Source organism: Caulobacter sp. GW821-FHT11E10, from assembly GCF_058808375.1.
Window position 1 is genome coordinate 535,370 of the sequence record NZ_JBXARP010000003.1, and the last position, 16,933, is coordinate 552,302.

General features: G+C 68.4%; 12 protein-coding genes. 6 read left to right on the forward strand and 6 right to left on the reverse strand.

Going from position 1 to position 16,933, the window contains the following annotated elements; translation table 11 throughout:
* Nucleotides 1–53 precede the first annotated feature (53 nt).
* Entirely contained in the window at nt 54–2,366 is a 2,313-nt protein-coding gene (gene divL / locus AC1RRV_RS08615; protein WP_492859178.1) for a cell cycle protein kinase DivL, read from the forward strand.
* 16 nt (nt 2,367–2,382) lie between these two features.
* Here divL and AC1RRV_RS08620 read toward each other — a convergent pair whose 3' ends face one another.
* Both AC1RRV_RS08620 and AC1RRV_RS08625 read right to left on the reverse strand, forming a co-directional pair.
* The gene (locus AC1RRV_RS08620; protein WP_492859179.1) at nt 2,383–3,150 is read right to left on the reverse strand and encodes a hypothetical protein; all 768 of its coding nucleotides are present in this window, start codon (nt 3,148–3,150) and stop codon (nt 2,383–2,385) included.
* 10 nt (nt 3,151–3,160) lie between these two features.
* A complete protein-coding gene (locus AC1RRV_RS08625; protein ID WP_492859180.1) occupies nt 3,161–3,928 on the reverse strand; it encodes a hypothetical protein in 768 nt (255 codons plus the stop codon).
* A 115-nt stretch (nt 3,929–4,043) separates the two neighbouring features.
* Here AC1RRV_RS08625 and AC1RRV_RS08630 point away from each other — a divergent pair, with 115 nt between their 5' ends.
* A complete protein-coding gene (locus AC1RRV_RS08630; RefSeq protein WP_492859181.1) occupies nt 4,044–5,075 on the forward strand; it encodes a DUF1176 domain-containing protein in 1,032 nt (343 codons plus the stop codon).
* 121 nt (nt 5,076–5,196) lie between these two features.
* Nucleotides 5,197–6,588 (forward strand): adenosylhomocysteinase, encoded by a 1,392-nt coding sequence (gene ahcY / locus AC1RRV_RS08635; protein ID WP_492859182.1) that lies wholly within the window; start codon nt 5,197–5,199, stop codon nt 6,586–6,588.
* A 55-nt stretch (nt 6,589–6,643) separates the two neighbouring features.
* Here ahcY and AC1RRV_RS08640 read toward each other — a convergent pair whose 3' ends face one another.
* Entirely contained in the window at nt 6,644–7,930 is a 1,287-nt protein-coding gene (locus tag AC1RRV_RS08640; protein ID WP_492859183.1) for a metalloprotease, read from the reverse strand.
* A 113-nt stretch (nt 7,931–8,043) separates the two neighbouring features.
* On the opposite strand from AC1RRV_RS08640, the gene AC1RRV_RS08645 reads away from it, so the two are divergent.
* Nucleotides 8,044–8,892, forward strand: a complete 849-nt coding sequence (locus tag AC1RRV_RS08645) for a pyridoxal kinase (protein WP_492859244.1) — start codon at nt 8,044–8,046, stop codon at nt 8,890–8,892.
* 126 nt (nt 8,893–9,018) lie between these two features.
* Nucleotides 9,019–10,146 carry a serine hydrolase domain-containing protein gene (locus tag AC1RRV_RS08650; RefSeq protein ID WP_492859184.1) on the forward strand — a complete coding sequence of 376 codons (1,128 nt, stop codon included), beginning with the start codon at nt 9,019–9,021 and terminating at the stop codon, nt 10,144–10,146.
* A gap of 18 nt (nt 10,147–10,164) precedes the next feature.
* Here the strand turns inward: AC1RRV_RS08650 and AC1RRV_RS08655 are convergent, their stop codons facing one another.
* The 3 genes from AC1RRV_RS08655 to AC1RRV_RS08665 all read right to left on the reverse strand — a co-directional run bounded on the left by AC1RRV_RS08655 (nt 10,165) and on the right by AC1RRV_RS08665 (nt 13,715).
* On the reverse strand, nt 10,165–11,460 hold the full coding sequence (locus AC1RRV_RS08655; protein ID WP_492859185.1) for a serine hydrolase domain-containing protein: 1,296 nt from the start codon (nt 11,458–11,460) through the stop codon (nt 10,165–10,167).
* An 88-nt stretch (nt 11,461–11,548) separates the two neighbouring features.
* Nucleotides 11,549–12,454 (reverse strand): EamA family transporter RarD, encoded by a 906-nt coding sequence (rarD, locus tag AC1RRV_RS08660; RefSeq protein ID WP_492859186.1) that lies wholly within the window; start codon nt 12,452–12,454, stop codon nt 11,549–11,551.
* A 232-nt stretch (nt 12,455–12,686) separates the two neighbouring features.
* Nucleotides 12,687–13,715, reverse strand: a complete 1,029-nt coding sequence (locus tag AC1RRV_RS08665; RefSeq protein WP_492859187.1) for an aspartate-semialdehyde dehydrogenase — start codon at nt 13,713–13,715, stop codon at nt 12,687–12,689.
* 178 nt (nt 13,716–13,893) lie between these two features.
* On the opposite strand from AC1RRV_RS08665, the gene polA reads away from it, so the two are divergent.
* A complete protein-coding gene (polA, locus tag AC1RRV_RS08670; RefSeq protein ID WP_492859188.1) occupies nt 13,894–16,803 on the forward strand; it encodes a DNA polymerase I in 2,910 nt (969 codons plus the stop codon).
* Nucleotides 16,804–16,933: the final 130 nt, after the last annotated feature.

Below are 16,933 nucleotides of genomic sequence, written 5' to 3' on the forward strand. Positions count from 1 at the left end.
GGACTAATCTGGAATTCTGATTCGAGGACCCGCTGGGGTAAGCGACGCGCTTGATGACTTCGTACGATCTGATCCTCGCGGCCGCGGCCGGCGCGGTTTGCTTGGCCATTTGCGTCACCTTGTGGTCGCTGGGCCAGCGCCGTGGCTTCGAGGCCCGCATCGCGGCGCTGAAAACCCGCCTGGTCCAGCAGGACGGCGGCAGCATCGACGCGCCCGCCTGGGTCGACGCCTTCGACACCGCGATCGTCGCCATCGAGGGGCCGCGCACCAGCCTGGTCGCGGGCGGCGAGAGCCTGTCGGCGTGCGCCCAGACCCTGGGCGTCACGGCCGAGGTCGAGGCGGTGGTCGCCGCCCTGCGCGAGACCGATCCGGATCACGCCCAGAAGCTCACCGCCCTGATCGAACGCGGCGAGCCCTGTGTCTTCGAGGCGCGCGGCGCCAACGGATCGGTCTCGGTCGAGGGCCGCGCCGCCGGGGCGCTGGCCTGGCTGCGGCTCGCGGCGGTCAGCGGCGACGACTCGGGCCTGCCGTCGGCGGCGCGCTTCGCCGCCTTCGTCGACAGCGTGGTCGAGCCGTGCTGGGTCGCCGGGCCCGACGGCCAGTCGGTCTGGGGCAACACCGCCTTCATCCGCGCCGTGGGCGCGACCTCGAGCTCGGCTGGCGCCCTGGCCGGCAAGAGCTTCGACCGCGCCGCCGACGCCCTCGTCGTCGAGGCCGTCGAGACGGGCGAGCGCCGCGAGGCCCTGCGCTGGATCAATCTGGAAGGCCGCCGCCGCGCGTTCCGCCTGTCGGCCCAGCCGCTGGAAGGCGGCGGGGTGGGCGTGTTCTGCGCCGACGTCACCGAGATCGAGGACGTCCGCGACGCCTTCAAGAAGCACGTCGAGGCCCACGACGAGACCCTGAACCACATCGCCGAGGCCGTGGCGATCTTCAGCCAGACGCGGCGCCTGTCGTACCACAACACCGCCTTCGCCGAGCTGTGGGGCCTGGAACGGGCCTGGCTGGACGAGCGGCCGACCCATGGCGAGGTGCTGGACCGCCTGCGCCAGCGCCGCCGCCTGCCCGAGACCATCGACTATGCCGGCTGGAAGGCCGCCGAGCTGGCGCGCTACGAGGACCTGGGCCCCCAGGCCGACGACCTCTGGCACCTGCCCGACGCCCGGACCCTGAAGGTCGTGCGCCAGCCCCACCCGCTGGGCGGCATGCTGCTGATCTATTCCGACATCACCGGCGAGCTGCGGCTGAAGGCCCAGTACAACGCCCTGATCCAGGTGCAGCAGGCCACGCTGGACAAGCTGAACGACGCCGTCGCCGTGTTCGGCTCCGACGGTCGCCTGCGCCTGCACAACGAGGCCTTCGAGACCTTCTGGAACGTCACGCCCCATGCCCTGGAGGCGGCCGGCGACTTCGAGGGCGTGGTCGAGCTGTGCGTGCCGCGCCTGCACGACCTGGCCTTCTGGCGCGAGCTGAAGGGCCGGGTGGCCGATCCCGATCCGCAGATGCGCGCCCCGACCTCGGGCGAGGTCAAGACCTCCGACGACCGCATCGTCGTCTATCAGAGCCGGCCGCTGCCCGACGGCGCGACCCTGATCGCCTTCGCCGACGTCACCGACACCCGCGACCTGCAGAACGCGCTGAGCGATCGCTCCGCCGCCCTGGCCGAGGCCGAGCGGCTGAAGCGCGACTTCGTCGGCAACGTCTCCTACGAGCTGCGCACCCCGCTGACCACGATCATCGGCTATTCGGAGCTGCTGGAGCGCGCCGACGGCATTTCCGAGCGCGGCCGCAACCATGTGGCCGCCGTCCGCGCCGCCGCCACCCAGCTGGCCCGCTCGATCGACGACGTGCTGGACATGGCCCAGATCGACGCCGGCGAAATGGCGCTGGAGATCGAGGACATCCGCGTCTCGGACCTGCTGCTCAACGCGCAGGAGCGCGCCCTGAAGGACGCCCAGCTGGGCGCGGTGACCCTGGCGGTCGAGTGCGAGGAAGAGGTCGGGCTGATCCGAGGCGACGCCAAGCGCCTGGCCCAGACCCTGGATCACCTGGTCGAGAACGCCCTGCGCCAGACCCCGCCCGGCGGTCGTGTCACCCTGCAGGCCCGACGGGCCCTGGGCGAGGTGCGGCTGGACGTGTCCGACACCGGCCGAGGCGTGCCGTTCCACGTCCAGGCCCACATCTTCGACCGCTTCGTCGGCCGCGATCGCGGCGGTCCCGGCCTGGGCCTGGCCCTGGTCAAGGCGCTGGTCGAGCTGCACGGCGGCTGGGTGGCGCTGGAGAGCGAGCCGGGCGCCGGCTCGACCTTCACCTGCCACCTGCCCGAGACCCAGCAGCCCGGGGCCATGCAGCCCGAGCTCGGGTTCTAGGTTCCTGAGGTTCTGATCAGAAGCCCTGCTTGGGCGGCTTGCGCCAGTGGGCGACGACGGAGCCGCCGCGCGTGACCTCGACGCGATCGATGCGCGCGGTGATGAAGCACTGACGGTCGGTGACCAGGAACGGCGTGTAGCCCGTGATGTCCTTGGCCGTCATCATGCCGCGATAGTCGCCGCAGAAGACTTCGGGCTTCAGCCCCATGTCGGTGATCTGTCCTTCGAAGACGACGTTCATCTCCTTGGCCCAGCGCACCGCTTGGCGCTCGGGTCGCGCGAGTTGGCTATACACCAGGGGTTTGTAGCCTTCGGGCAGGCCCGAGGGGCCGTTGGCCTGGTAGGGAATGGCCAGGCCGAAACTGGCGGCGCGGGTCCTTTTTCCCAGTTCATGGACCACGCCCCGGCCCGGCGCCTGCCGGCTGAACGGCATGTCGGTGGAGCTGGATTCGATGTCGAAATAGAGCGTCTGCAACGGGGGCAAGGCGCTCAGCCGGTTCTCTTGGAAGGCGTCGAAATTCTGGCTGGTGATCTCGCCCAGGCCGATCGAGGTGATCAGAAGCTTCTTGCGGCTGTCGTAGTCCCACCGCGCGGACTGCTTGAACGCCCGGTATTTGAGGGCGCGCTTGTCCGTGAAGGGAACGACGATCCGGAATTGGCGACCGATCAACGGCCTGGCGTCCTGGGTCTCGGCGGCGGTCTCCATCGCCCGGCGCAGTTCCGCGCCGTCCAGCGGCTTGGCGTCGGGCTGGGCCAGCAGGGCGGCCATGAGGATGCCCAGCATCGAAGCGGCCCTAGAACCCGTTCTTCGGCGGATTGCGCCAGGCGGTGACCACGGCGGCGCGGCGCATGACCTCGACGCGGTCGATGCGGGCGGTGACGAAGCACTGCTTGTCCTGCACCACCATCTTGGTGTCGCCGGTGACGTCCTTGGAGGTCATGAAGCCTCGATAGGCGCCGCAGAACACCTCGGGCTTCTGGCCCAGGTTGGTGATCTCGCCCTCGAAGACCACGGACATGGAATTGGCGAAGCGCTTGGCCTGGTCGCTGGAGCCCTTCAGCTGATTGACCACCAGCGGCTTGAACCCGTCCGGCAAGGCCGAGCGGCCGCCCTCCTGATACGGGATGGCCAGGCCATAGCTCGCGGCGCGGGTGGAAGAGCCGGTGTAGTAGCTGACGTCGTCGATCGACGACGGCTTGGTGAACACCATCGGCTGGCTCTGGGCGTCGACGTCGAAATACAGCGACTGCAGCGGCGGCAGGCTCTCGAGCTTGCTGGTCTTGAACTTGTCGAAGTTCCGATCGGTGATCTCGCCCAGGCCGATCGTGGTCGTCAGCAGCTTCTTGCGGCTGTCGTAGTCCCAGCGGGCCGACTGCTTGAAGGCCTTGTACTTGCGCTCGCGCTGGTCCGTGAACGGCACGACGACGCGGAAGCGGCGGCCGGTCAGGGCGCTGGCGTCGCCGGAGGCCGCGGCGGCCTCCATCGCCTGGCGCAGTTCGGTCGCGTCCAACGGCTTCATGTCGGCTTGAAGAAGGAGTGCGAAGGCGAGCGTGCTTAACATTGAGCGTCTCCTTGAGCTGTCGCATTACGCGAGCCGTCGCCGTTCATGTCAAGTTGCCGTGCGGACAGGGGAATGGCCTTATGACGCAAGGGTTCGCGACAGCGGGAGGAACTTGATGCGCGGCGTGTTGGCGAGCTGGTCGGCGGGGGTGCTGTGCGCCGCCTTGGCGGTCTGCGCGCCGGCCCGGGCGTCGGACGCCGACACGGAATTCAAGGACTGGTGGGTCGCCTGCGACAATGTCCGCGTCTGCACGGCCTATGGCTTTCCGCCGGACGAGGGCGGGTCGCTGATCCTGCGCGTCCGGCGCGAGGCCGAGGCCAGCGCCGCGCCCCAGCTCGACCTCGCCATCGCCGCCGAGGAGAGCAAGGGCGTGGCCGGGCCGCTGACCCTGGTGGTCGATGGCAAGGCCGTGACGCGCACGGGCGCGCCGCAAGGGGCGGACGACGATTTCCGGACCTGGGCCGTGCCGGAGGGCTCGGTCGCGACCTTGCTGGCCGCGATCGCGCGGGGCGACATGGTCGAGCTGAGGGCCGGCGACCGGATTGTCGGAACCGTCTCGCTGTCGGGCGCTTCGGCGGCCCTGCGCTGGATGGACGATCGCCAGAGGCGGGCCGGCGGGGTCACCGCCCTGTTCGCCAAGGGGCCGGCCGCCGCCGTGCCGCCGCCACCGCCCCTGCCGGTGGTCCGCGCCGCCAGGCCCGTCGACCAGAAGGGCCTGACCGATACGCCGCCGCCCGCCGTGCTGGCGCGGTTGAAGTCGTTCGATTGCGAAGCCAAGCCGCCGGAAGAGCCGGTCTCCAGCCGTCTGGCGCCGGGCGTGGTGCTGTGGGTGATCCCATGCTGGGTCGGGGCCTACCAGATCAGCTCCGCCCTGGTGCTGGCGGACGAGAGGGGCGGCCACGCGCGCCTGGCCGATCTGGGCGGCGGAGGCGATGCGGACTCCCGCGCCATGGCCACCAACGCCGCCTACGACGCCGAGCATCAGAAGCTCTATAGTTTCGCCAAGGGACGCGGGATCGCCGACTGCGGCGTCGCCGAGACCCATGCCTGGACGGGCAAGGGCTTCGTCCTGGCCGAGCGCAGCGAACTGTCCGCTTGCCGGGGTCTGCCGGAGGAATTCTGGGTCGAGACGTTCCGTAGCCAATAGGGCGGAACGCCTCGGACATAAGGATATCTTTATGCGTTAATTGCTCGGAAGGGCTCGAGCCTGTATAAGCCGCGCCCAAGACTTCCAATTCCCACGACATCACCGATCGCAGGAGCCGACCGTGGCCGACTACATCGTCAAGGATATCTCGCTCGCCGATTACGGCCGCAAGGAACTCGCCATCGCCGAGACCGAAATGCCGGGTCTGATGGCCACGCGCGCCGAATACGGTCCGCAGCAGATTCTGAAGGGCGCCCGTATCGCCGGCAGCCTGCACATGACCATCCAGACCGGCGTGCTCATCGAGACGCTGACGGCCCTGGGCGCCGAAGTCCGCTGGGCCTCGTGCAACATCTTCTCGACCCAGGATCACGCCGCGGCCGCCATCGCCGCCGCCGGCATTCCGGTCTTCGCCTTCAAGGGCGAGAACCTGGTCGAGTACTGGGAATACGCCCACAAGATCTTCGAGTGGCACGACGGCGGCTACCCGAACCTGATCCTCGACGACGGCGGCGACGCCACCCTGCTCTGCGTGCTGGGCCCCAAGGCCGAGAAGGATCCGTCGATCCTGAACAATCCGCAGAACGAGGAAGAAGAAGCCCTCTACGCCGTGATGAAGAAGTACCTGGCCGAAAAGCCGGGCTTCTACTCGGCCATCCGCGCCGCCATCACCGGCGTCTCGGAAGAAACCACCACGGGCGTCCACCGTCTGTACCAGATGGCCGCCAAGGGCGAGCTGCCGTTCCCGGCCATCAACGTCAACGACAGCGTCACCAAGAGCAAGTTCGACAACCTCTATGGCTGCCGTGAATCGCTGGTCGACGCGATCCGTCGCGGCACCGACGTCATGCTGTCGGGCAAGGTCGCGGTGGTCTGCGGCTACGGCGACGTGGGCAAGGGCTCGGCCGCCAGCTTGCGCCAAGGCGGCGCCCGCGTGATCGTCACCGAAGTCGACCCGATCTGCGCCCTGCAGGCGGCCATGGAAGGCTACGAGGTCCAGACCCTCGCCGACGTCGCCGACCGGGCCGACATCTTCGTGACGGCCACGGGCAACAAGGACGTCATCACGGTCGACGACATGCGCCGGATGAAGAACAACGCCATCGTCTGCAACATCGGTCACTTCGACTCGGAAATTCAGGTCGCCGGCCTGAAGAACTTCAAGTGGGACGAGATCAAGCCGCAGGTCCACCACGTGGAATTCCCGGACGGCAAGAAGCTGATCCTGCTGTCGGAAGGCCGCCTGGTGAACCTGGGCAACGCGACGGGTCACCCCTCGTTCGTGATGTCGGCCTCGTTCACCAACCAGACCCTGGCCCAGATCGAACTGTGGACCAACAAGGCCAAGTACGAGAACCAGGTCTACACCCTGCCCAAGCACCTGGACGAGAAGGTCGCCTTCCTGCACCTGGCGAAGCTGGGCGCGAAGCTGACCACCCTGCGCAAGGACCAGGCCGACTATATCGGCGTGCCGGAAGCCGGTCCGTTCAAGCCGGACCACTACCGCTACTAGGCCTGACTACATGACATCGAGCCCGTCCCGACTCTCGGGGCGGGCTTTTTGCTGCCTAGGCGCGGGCGTTCGTGATGTGGCGGGCGAGGGCTTCGAACTCGGCGGCGAGCGCTGCTTCGTTCAGTGCACGCCACCCCTCCGCCAGGATCAGGCAGAAGTCCGCGCGGTCGCGGGCGACGATGGACTCGTCGCGAACAGCCTGAACCAGCGACGGTGCGCCAACTTCCGGTCGGCCCAGACGGGTGTCCAGCGCGCCCTGGACGGCGGCAGTGATCCTTCGCGCCGGAAAGTCGGTGGCGGGCAGAGGGGCAAGCATTTCGGCTGACGCCAAGCGATCAGCCCCACCGGCCTTGAGCGAAAACCAGATCAGGTTGGCGCGCAGCAGGATCTCGATCTCGGCGATCGTCCAAGGCCGTGGCTGGGGCGGGCCCCAGAATTCCAGTTGCTCATAGCGCTCCAGCGCGGCGACAGGGCCGTGCGCGCGGTCAACGCAATGCAGTAGATTGCACAGCAGCCAAGCGTCGCCGGGTTTCTCGGCCAGCAAGGCCGCATAGAGGTCGGCCGCCGCCTCGTAGCGGCCCAGGCGCGCCTCGATCGAGGCTTGATGAAGTTGTCGGTCTGAAGGCGCGAGCGGTGGGTGGCGCTTGAAGGCTTCGAGGATTTGCGCGCCGTCCGACCCGGTGGCTTCGCCATCGACCACCAACTGATGGGCCAGCAAGTTGGCAACGGCCATTAGCCCGTTGTTCCAGGCGAGGCCCAGGCAAGCGGCCGACAAGGGAAGACCAGCAGGGCCTTGCTCATCCATCAGCGACGGCAGGCTGGCGAAGACCAGCATGGCCAGCAGATTGGCTATCGGCCCCGCCGCCGCGATCAGCGCGGTGGCGCTGTAATCGCCCGGACGGCGCGAAACAAACCGCGTCACTCCGCCGAAGAACGGATAGCGCTTCAGCTCAATCGGCAATCCTAGAACACGGATTAGTCGCCGGCGCGGCCCTAGGCCGAGGCCGATAGACAACACTCGGCGGCCGATGATTTTCGCCGCCACAGCGTGCCCCAGTTCATGGAGCAAGGTGCTGAAGGGCGAAGCCAGCACCAACGCCGCGACCAGCGCCAATCCCTCCTGCGGCGTGCCGAAGTCCATGACATACCGAAAAGCGAAGCCAGCCGAGACGAGAGCCCCCGCGAGTAAGCCGGCGAATGCCCGGCGAAGCGGGGCGGCGGGCCGAAACGGCGCACAGCCTCGGCAGATCCAGGCCCGGCGATCCAGTAGGCCGACCTTCTCGCGGCGAAAGAATTCCCCGTTCTCAGACCGGTAGCCGCAGGTGTCGCAACAGAAGATCATGCGTCGGCCATAGCGCGCCGACATCGCGCCGTCGATCTGGTCGCGAAGGTTCGACGCTTTGCCACCTCCAGCGCCCTATTCAAGTCCGCATTGCTCGGCTAATCGCATTGACCATGCCATTAGCCTTGATCCTTTCCAGCCATGTCGCGGGCAGCCAGGTGGGCGCGACGGCCCAGGCCGCCGCGCTGGCCCAGTTCAAGATCGACACGATGGTCGTGCCGACGGTGCTGTTCGGCCGCCATCCCGGCTGGGGCATCCCCGGCGGCGCGCCCGTGCCGATCGAGGTGTTCGAGGGCATGCTGGACGGTATCGAGGCCAACGGCCTGTTCGGGCTCGTCGACCTGGTGATCACCGGCTATTTCGCCACCGCCACCCAGGTCCGCGCGGCCGCCCGCGTGATCGACGCCGTGCGCGATGCGCCTCGCCAGGGCGCGGCGACGCGCAAGCCTGTGGTCGTGGTCGACCCGACCATGGGCGACGCCGGCAAGGGGCTCTACATCCCGGCCGAGACCGCCGACGCGATCATCGCCGACCTGATCCCGCGCGCCGACGTCGTGGCCTGCAACGCCTGGGAGCTGCAGAAGCTGACCGGCATGGACGCCCGCGACCCGCTGTCGGCCATGCGCGCCGCGCGCCTGCTGGGCAAGACGACCCTGGTGTCCTCGGTCCATCGCGGGGCCGAGATCGGCGCCGTGCTCGCCGACCGGAAAGAGGCCTGGCTGGCCGCCCACGCCAGGGCCGAGCGCTCGCCCAACGGCACCGGCGACCTGCTGACGGCGCTCTACGCCGCCTCGATCCTGGAAGGCCAGACCTTCTCGTACGGCCTGGCCCGCGCGGTCGGCGGCGTGGCCGAGACCGTCACCTCCGCCAATATCTGGAACGCGCCCGAGCTGCCGATCGTGGCCATGGGCGCGCGCATCAAGCAGACCTCGCCGACCGTGCGCATCGAGCGTCTGGCCTAGAGCCTGTCTGGTTTCGATGGAACCGTCTAAACCAGATAGACAGGCTCTCATTCTTACATTTAGAGCGCGTTCGGGCGGTTCAACCGCGCACACCTAAACCTAACGCGCTCTAGGAGCGGTTCGCCCATGACCGTCGACATCACCGGCCTCTGTCCCGACCGCTTCGCCCGCGTGCGCGAGGTTTTCGAGGCCAATTTCGAGAACAATGGCGAGCTGGGCGCGCGCTTCGCCTTCGCCATCGATGGGGAGATCGTCGTCGACCTGATGGGCGGCTACGCCGATCGCAAGCGCGAGGTTCCGTTCGGCCCCGACACCCTGACGGCCCTGTTCTCGACCACCAAGGCCGTGGCGGCCCTGCTGGTCGCCCGCCTGGTCGACGAGGGCCGCCTGGCCTACGATCAGCCGGTCGCCGACGTCTGGCCGGAGTTCGCCCAGAACGGCAAGCAGGACGTCACGGTCGAGCAGGCCCTGTCGCACCAGGCCGGCCTCTCGGGCTTTCCCGACGAGACCGATCCCGCCCTGTGGTTCGACTGGGACGCCACCTGCGCCAAGCTGGCGGCCATGGCCCCGCTGTTCCCGGTCGGCTCGGCCAGCGGCTATCATCCCGTGACCTACGGCTACCTCGCCGGCGAGATCTTCCGCCGGGTCGATGGGCGGACGATGGGAACCGCGCTGCGCCAGGACATCGCCGAACCCCTGGGTCTCGATATCTGGATCGGCCTGCCCGACAGCGAGCACGGCCGTGTCGCCGATCTGATGCGTCCGACGGCCATGCCCCAGTTCGGCGAGATCAACGCGGCGGTGACGGCCGCCTTCTTCAAGCCTTGGTCCTCGCCCGGCGGCAAGGGCGCGGCCGAGTGGCGGCGGGTCGAGATCCCCTCGGCCAATGGCCACGCCACCGCCCCGGCCCTGGCCCGCCTGATGGGCGCCCTGGCCAGCGGCGGCAGTCTGGATGGCCGCTCGATCCTGACCCCGGCCGGCATCAAGGCGGCCACGACCCAGCGCATCGTCGGCCAGGACCTGGTCCTGCCCTATGTGATCAGCTGGGGCGCGGGGTTCATGCGCAATGAGCCCAACATGTTCTACGGCCCGACGGCCGAGGCGTTCGGCCACTCGGGCTGGGGCGGCTCTTGCGCCTTCGCCGATCCGACACGCGGCGTGTCGGGGTCGTATGTAATGAACAAGCAGGGCGTGGCGCTGATCGGCGACCCGCGCGCCGTGCGCCTGATCGAAGCGGCCTATTCGTCCCTGTAGGGCGCGTCGCGCCGAGGTTCAGACGCGGGCCAAGAGGCTGGCCAGCCGTTCCTCCTGCCGGGTCAGCATAGAGCGGCCTTTGTTGACCTTCAGCGGCGCGGCCTGGCCGGTGGTCAGATAGGCCACGCCGCGCCCGGCCTTCGGGTCGACCCAGAGCCCGGAGGTGAGGCCATAGGCGTCGCCGGCGTGGCCGATCCAGCCGGCGCAGCCGTCGAAGACATTGTCGCCGGCCCCGCCCGCCAGGGTCTGGACGCCCAGCCCGTAGGCGGCGATCAGGCCGCCATAGCCTTCGCCGTTCGGCTGCTTGGGATCGAAGCGCCATTGGGGCGTGGTCATCAGGGCGAAGGTCGCGGGTTTCAGGATCGGCGCGCCCATGGTCAGCAGCGCCCGGCCGATCACCGCCAGGTCCAGGACCGAAGCCCGCAGGCCCCCTTGCGGGCCGAACACGAAGCCGTTCTCGCCGGGGCGGTAGCTGTCGAGGTTCCGCCCCGCCGCCTCGGGCGCTGTGCGCAGGGTGGGGTCGGGCGCGGGCGGGACGGCGGCGTCGAGCTGAGCGACCCAGGGGCCTCGCGCGTCCCAGGGCCCGTCGTCGGACGGGGCCTTGCGATAGAGGACGGCGCGCTGGTCGCGGACCGCCTGGGGAACGCCGCTCCAATTGTAGCCACAGGTCAGCCCAAGCGGTGCGAACACCACCCGCGCCATGAACCGGTCGAAGCGCTCGCCGCTGACGGCCTCGATGAGCTGGGCGACCAGGGCGTAGTTGACATCGGCATAGGCGAACCATTCGCCGACGGGCTCGGTCGCGGGGCCGAACCAGGCGCCGTCATCCCACTGGACCCCGCCGGGCGTCAGGGCCGCGCTCAAGGGGCGGCCGAAGGCCACGGGATAGCTGGGCCCATTGCGCAGGCCGCTGGTGTGAGAGAGCAGGCGCCGGGGTGTGATCCGGGCGTTCGGGAAGCCGGGGTGGCGAAGCGGAAAGCCGAGGATTTCGCCCGCGTCGTCGTCCAGCCCGACCTTGCCGGCCTCGACCAGGGTCATGAACCCCAGGGCCGCGACCAGCTTGGAGATCGAGGCGATCCGCGCGGGGGAGACGGTGGTCATGGCGCGGCCGGTCGCCAGGTCCGCCAGGCCTCGGGCGACGCCGAAGCGGTCGCCGAGCCTGTCGAAGGCGACGCCGGCGAGGGCGGGCAGGGCCGCGTTCGGATCGCCGTCGCCGCTCAGCAGGGCGTTGAAGGGATCCGGCGCGGCGGCCCCCAGAGGCGTGGTGAGCACGAGGGCGCCGCCGGCGGCGAGGACTGAGCGTCGGGTCGTCATGCGACGACCCTAGAGCGCGTCAGGCGAAAGTGTAGGCGGTTTCGCCGCCCCGACGCGCGCCAAACGAGGCGCGCCAACAAAGAAGGCGTCAGGCGGCCGGCGCCAGGGTCCGCGTTTTGCGCCAGGCGCCGTAGGCGAAGGTGGCCACGCCCAGCCAGATGAACACGAAGGACAGGGCCCGCAGAGGGGTGAAGGGCTCGCCGAACGCCACGCCGAGCAGGAACTGGATCGTCGGCGCGATGAACTGCAGGAAGCCGACGGCGCTGAGCGGCAGCCGGCGGGCCGACCAGGCGAACAGGGCCAGCGGCACGACCGTGGCCGGGCCGGCCAGGGCGAGCAGGGCGGTGACATTGGCGCCGCCGCCGAAGTGACCCTGGCCGGTCGATTGCAGGAACCAGACATAGGCCAGGCCCGGCAGGGCCAGATAGGCGCACTCGACGAAAAGGCCGGTCTGGGCGTCGGCCTTCACCTGCTTTCGCAGGATGGCGTAGGCGCAGAAGGTCAGGGCCAGGCCCAGCGAGACGATCGGCAGGTGTCCCAGGGCCAGGGTCTGGATGGCCACGCCGACGACGGCGAAGCCGATCGCGACCTTGCCCTCGGTCGACATCCGCTCGCGGAACAGCAGGGCGCCGGCCGCCATGTTCATCAGCGGGTTGATGTAATAGCCGAGGCTGGCCTCGATCACGTGGCCGGCGTTCACGGCGAAGACGTAGATCGTCCAGTTGCTGAAGATCGCCAGGGTCGAGAGGGCCAGGACGCCCAGGGTCTTGGGCTGGCGAAGCACCGCCGCCACCTGACCGCCTTGCTTGGCCAGCAGCACCAGACCTCCGGCCCACAGCACCGACCACAGCGAGCGGTGGGCGATCATCTCCCACGACGAGACGCCGAGGTTCGACAGCAGGTGGAAATAGAGGGGTAGGAAGCCCCACAGCAAATAGCAGCCGATACCGGCGGCGTAGGCCGAGCGACTTTCAGCCTGGGAACTGGGAGGCATCAAACCAAACCTTTCGGAGGGCTTCTCGCAGATAGGAGGCCCGCCGCCCGCCCGCATCTTGCGGAGGCTTGGGAAATTCTGGCCGCCGGGCCAGGAAATCCGTCGTCCCCGCCGCGAGCGCGACAGCCGAAAGTGGCGGCCGGTTTCGGCGCCTGTCGCGCTCCTCACAAGCAAGAGCCTGGTTTCAGATGTTCATCTGAAACCAGGGGGCCGAGGACGACGGGAAATCGTCTTAGGCCGGGAGCTTCTGCTTGATCAGGCCCTTGTCGTGCAGGAGCTGGGCGATCTGCACGGCGTTCAGCGCCGCGCCCTTGCGCAGATTGTCGGCCACGCACCAGAGCGCGATGCCGTTGTCGACGGTCGGGTCGGTGCGGATACGCGAGACATAGACCGGGAACTCGCCGGCGCTTTCCTTCGGCGTCATGTAGCCGCCGTCCTCGCGCTTATCGATGACTTCCACGCCCTCGGCGTCGCGCAGGATCTCGCGGACGTCTTCCTCGTCCAGCGGGGTTTCGAACTCGATGTTCACCGACTCGGCGTGGCCGACCATGACCGGCACGCGCACGCAGGTGGCGGTGAGCTTGATCGACGGATCCAGGATCTTCTTGGTCTCCGCCATCATCTTCCACTCTTCCTTGGTGAAGCCGTCTTCCATGAAGACGTCGATGTGCGGAATGACGTTGAAGGCGATCTGCTTGGTGAACTTCTTGGGCGGCGGGGCGCCCAGGACGAACACGCCCTTGGTCTGCTCCCACAGTTCGTCCATGCCTTCCTTGCCCGCGCCCGACACCGACTGGTAGGTCGAGACGACGACGCGCTTGATCTTGGCTTCGGCGTGCAGGGGGGCGAGGACCACCACCAGCTGCGCCGTGGAGCAGTTGGGGTTGGCGATGATGTTCTTCGGCAGCTTGTCGACCGCGTTCGGGTTCACCTCCGGCACGACCAGCGGCACGTCCGGGTCCATCCGGAAGTGGCTGGAATTGTCGATGACGATCGGACCGGCCGCGCCGATCTTCTCGCCCCACGCCTTGGAGATCGCGCCGCCCGCGCTCATCAGCACGATGTCGACGGTCGAGAAGTCGAACTGCTCGAGATCCTCGCAGCGCAGGATCTGAGCGCCGAACGAGACTTCCACGCCGATGGATTTGCGGCTGGCGATGGCGTGCATCTTGTCGACGGGGAATTTGACTTCCTCGAGGATGTTGAACATCTCGCGGCCCACATTGCCCGTGGCGCCGACCACGGCGACCCGGTAACCCATCGCGCTCTCCTGAAATACTGTCGTCCGCGTAGGGCGCGGAGCGTGGTTCCCGTACGCTTCATGCCCCCCGCGCGCAAGGCGAGGGTTTCTGGGGCGGCTGATAGGCTGCTGTCAGCAGGAGGCCAGAGAGGTTCCCCAGAGGGTTCCCGACGCACGCACGGCCCCCTATGTTGCCGCCATGACCGACGTCGCCGATCCCCCGCTGCCGCACGCTTCCGAACTGACCCAGGACGGTCCGGCCGTCCGGCTCTTCCTGGTCGACGGCTCGGCCTATCTGTTCCGCGCCTATCACGCGCTGCCGCCGCTGACCCGCAAGAGCGACGGCCTGCCGGTGGGCGCCGTCCAGGGCTTCTGCAACATGCTGTGGAAGCTGATGCGCGACATGCAGGGCGACACCCCCACGCACCTGGCCGTGATCTGGGATCACTCCGAGAAGACGTTCCGCAACACGCTCTACGACAAGTACAAGGCCCACCGTCCGCCGCCGCCCGAGGACCTGATCCCGCAGTTCCCGCTGGTGCGCGAGGCCACCCTGGCCTTCGGGGTGCCGGCCATCGAGCTGCCGGGCTACGAGGCCGACGACCTGATCGCGGCCTATGCCTGCAAGGCCCGCGACGTCGGCGGCGAGGCGATCATCGTCTCGTCCGACAAGGACCTGATGCAGCTGGTCGGCGACGGCGTCTCGATGTTCGACCCGATGAAGGGCCTGCGCATCGAGCGCGAGCAGGTGTTCGAGAAGTTCGGCGTCTATCCCGACAAGGTCGTCGATGTTCAGGCCCTGTGCGGCGACAGCGTCGACAACGTTCCGGGCGCGCCGGGGATCGGCATCAAGACGGCCGCCCAGCTGATCAACGAATACGGCGACCTCGATACGCTGCTGGCCCGGGCCGGCGAGATCAAGCAGCCCAAGCGTCGCGAGACCCTGATCGAGTTCGCCGACCAGATCCGCCTGTCGCGGGCCCTGGTGAAGCTGGATTGCGATACGCCTCTGCCCCAGCCGCTGGACGAGCTGAAGGTGCGCGAGCCCGACAAGGAGGTCCTGGCGGCCTTCCTCGAGCAGATGGAATTCCGCACCCTGGCCCGCCGGGTCGGCGACGGTTCGGCCGCGATGGCGCCGGGGTCGCTGGACCGTCCGGCGGGAGAGCGTGCGCCGCCACCGCCGAAGGCCCCCGTCACCAGCGTCTCGTATATGGGCGCGGCCGCCCGGGCCGCCGCCAAGCCGGTGGCCGAGCCGATCCAGATCGACCACGCGACCTATGTCTGCGTGCGAGATCTCCCGACCCTGCAGGCCTGGATCGCCAAGGCGACGGCGAAGGGCGTCATCGCCTTCGACACCGAGACCGACGCCCTGTCGTCGGCCACCGCCGGCCTCTGCGGGGTCTCGCTGGCCATCGCGCCGGGCGAGGCCTGCTACATCCCCGTCGGCCACTGCGAGAAGGCCGACGGCCTGGCTTTCGAGGCCCCCGCCGATATCGAGATGATCCCGCTGGCGGACGTGATCGCCGCCCTCAAGCCGCTGCTGGAAGATCCGGCGGTGCTGAAGGTGGCCCAGAACGCCAAGTACGACATGGCCGTTCTGGCCCGGCACGGCATCCAGGTCGGGCCCATCGAAGACACCATGCTGATCAGCTACGTGCTGGAGGCCGGTCTGCACGGCCACGGCATGGACGAGCTGTCGGAGCTGTGGCTGGGCCACAAGCCGATCCCGTTCAAGCAGGTCTGCGGCACGGGCAAGGGCCAGATCAGCTTCAAGCACGTGGCCCTGCCCGAGGCGACGGCCTACGCGGCCGAGGACGCCGACGTCACCCTGCGGCTCTACCTGGCCCTCAAGCCGCGCCTGGCGCGCGAGGGTCTGTCGACCGTCTACGAGACCCTGGAGCGTCCGTTGCCGGCGGTGCTGGCGATGATGGAGAACAACGGCGTCCGCGTGGACCCCGAGGCCCTGCGCCTGCTCTCCAACGAGTTCTCGCTGCGCATGGCCAAGTACGAGGAGCGCGCCCAGGAGCTGGTCGGTCGGCCCTTCAACCTGGGCAGCCCCAAGCAGATCGGCGACGTGCTGTTCGGCGAGATGCAGATGAAGGGCGGCAAGAAGACCGCTACCGGCCAGTGGTCAACCGACAGCGACGTGCTGGAGAGCCTGGCCCTGGAACACGAGCTGCCCCGCGTCCTGCTGGACTGGCGCCAGCTGAGCAAGCTGAAGGGCACCTACACCGAGAACCTGATCGCGGCGATCGCGCCCAGCACGGGCCGGGTGCACACCTCCTACGCCCTCGCCGCGACGACGACGGGCCGCCTGTCGTCGTCGGATCCCAACCTGCAGAACATCCCGGTCCGCACCGAGGAAGGCCGCAAGATCCGCAAGGCCTTCATCGCCGCCCCGGGCAATGTGCTGATCAGCGCCGACTACAGCCAGATCGAGCTGCGCCTGCTGGCCCATATCGGCGACATCCCCCAGCTGAAGAAGGCCTTCCAGGAAGGCCTCGACATTCACGCCATGACGGCCTCGGAAATGTTCGACACGCCGATCGAGGGCATGGACCCGATGATCCGCCGTCGGGCCAAGGCCATCAATTTCGGCATCGTCTACGGCATCAGCGCCTTCGGCCTCGCCAACCAGCTGGGCATCGGCCAGGGCGAGGCGGGGGCCTATATCAAGACCTATTTCGAGCGCTTCCCCGGCATCCAGGCCTATATGGACGTGACCAAGGCCTTCGTGCGGGAGCACGGCTACGTCACCACCATCTTCGGCCGCAAGATCAACATCCCCGATATCGAGGCCAAGTCGGCCGCGCACCGGCAGTTCGCCGAGCGCGCGGCGATCAACGCCCCGATCCAGGGCGCCGCCGCCGACGTCATGCGCCGGGCCATGATCCGCATGCCCGCCGCCCTGGAGGCCGCCGGCCTCGAGGCGCGGATGCTGCTGCAGGTGCACGACGAACTGGTCTTCGAGGCGCCCGAAGGCGAGGCCGATCGGGCGTGCGAGGTCATCAAGAGCGTCATGGAGAAGGCGGCCGAGCCCGCCGTGGCCCTGTCCGTGCCGCTCACGGTCGAGGCTCGGGCGGCGCTCAACTGGGATGAGGCCCACTGATCAAAATAGTGGCGGGATTGCCCAAAATGCGACCTTCCGCCACAGCACGGTTAATGCCTCGGCAATGGTTGGCGGCGCACTTGGTCTGTAACGCCCGCGAACCATATTCAGTCCAAATAGTAGCGTTATC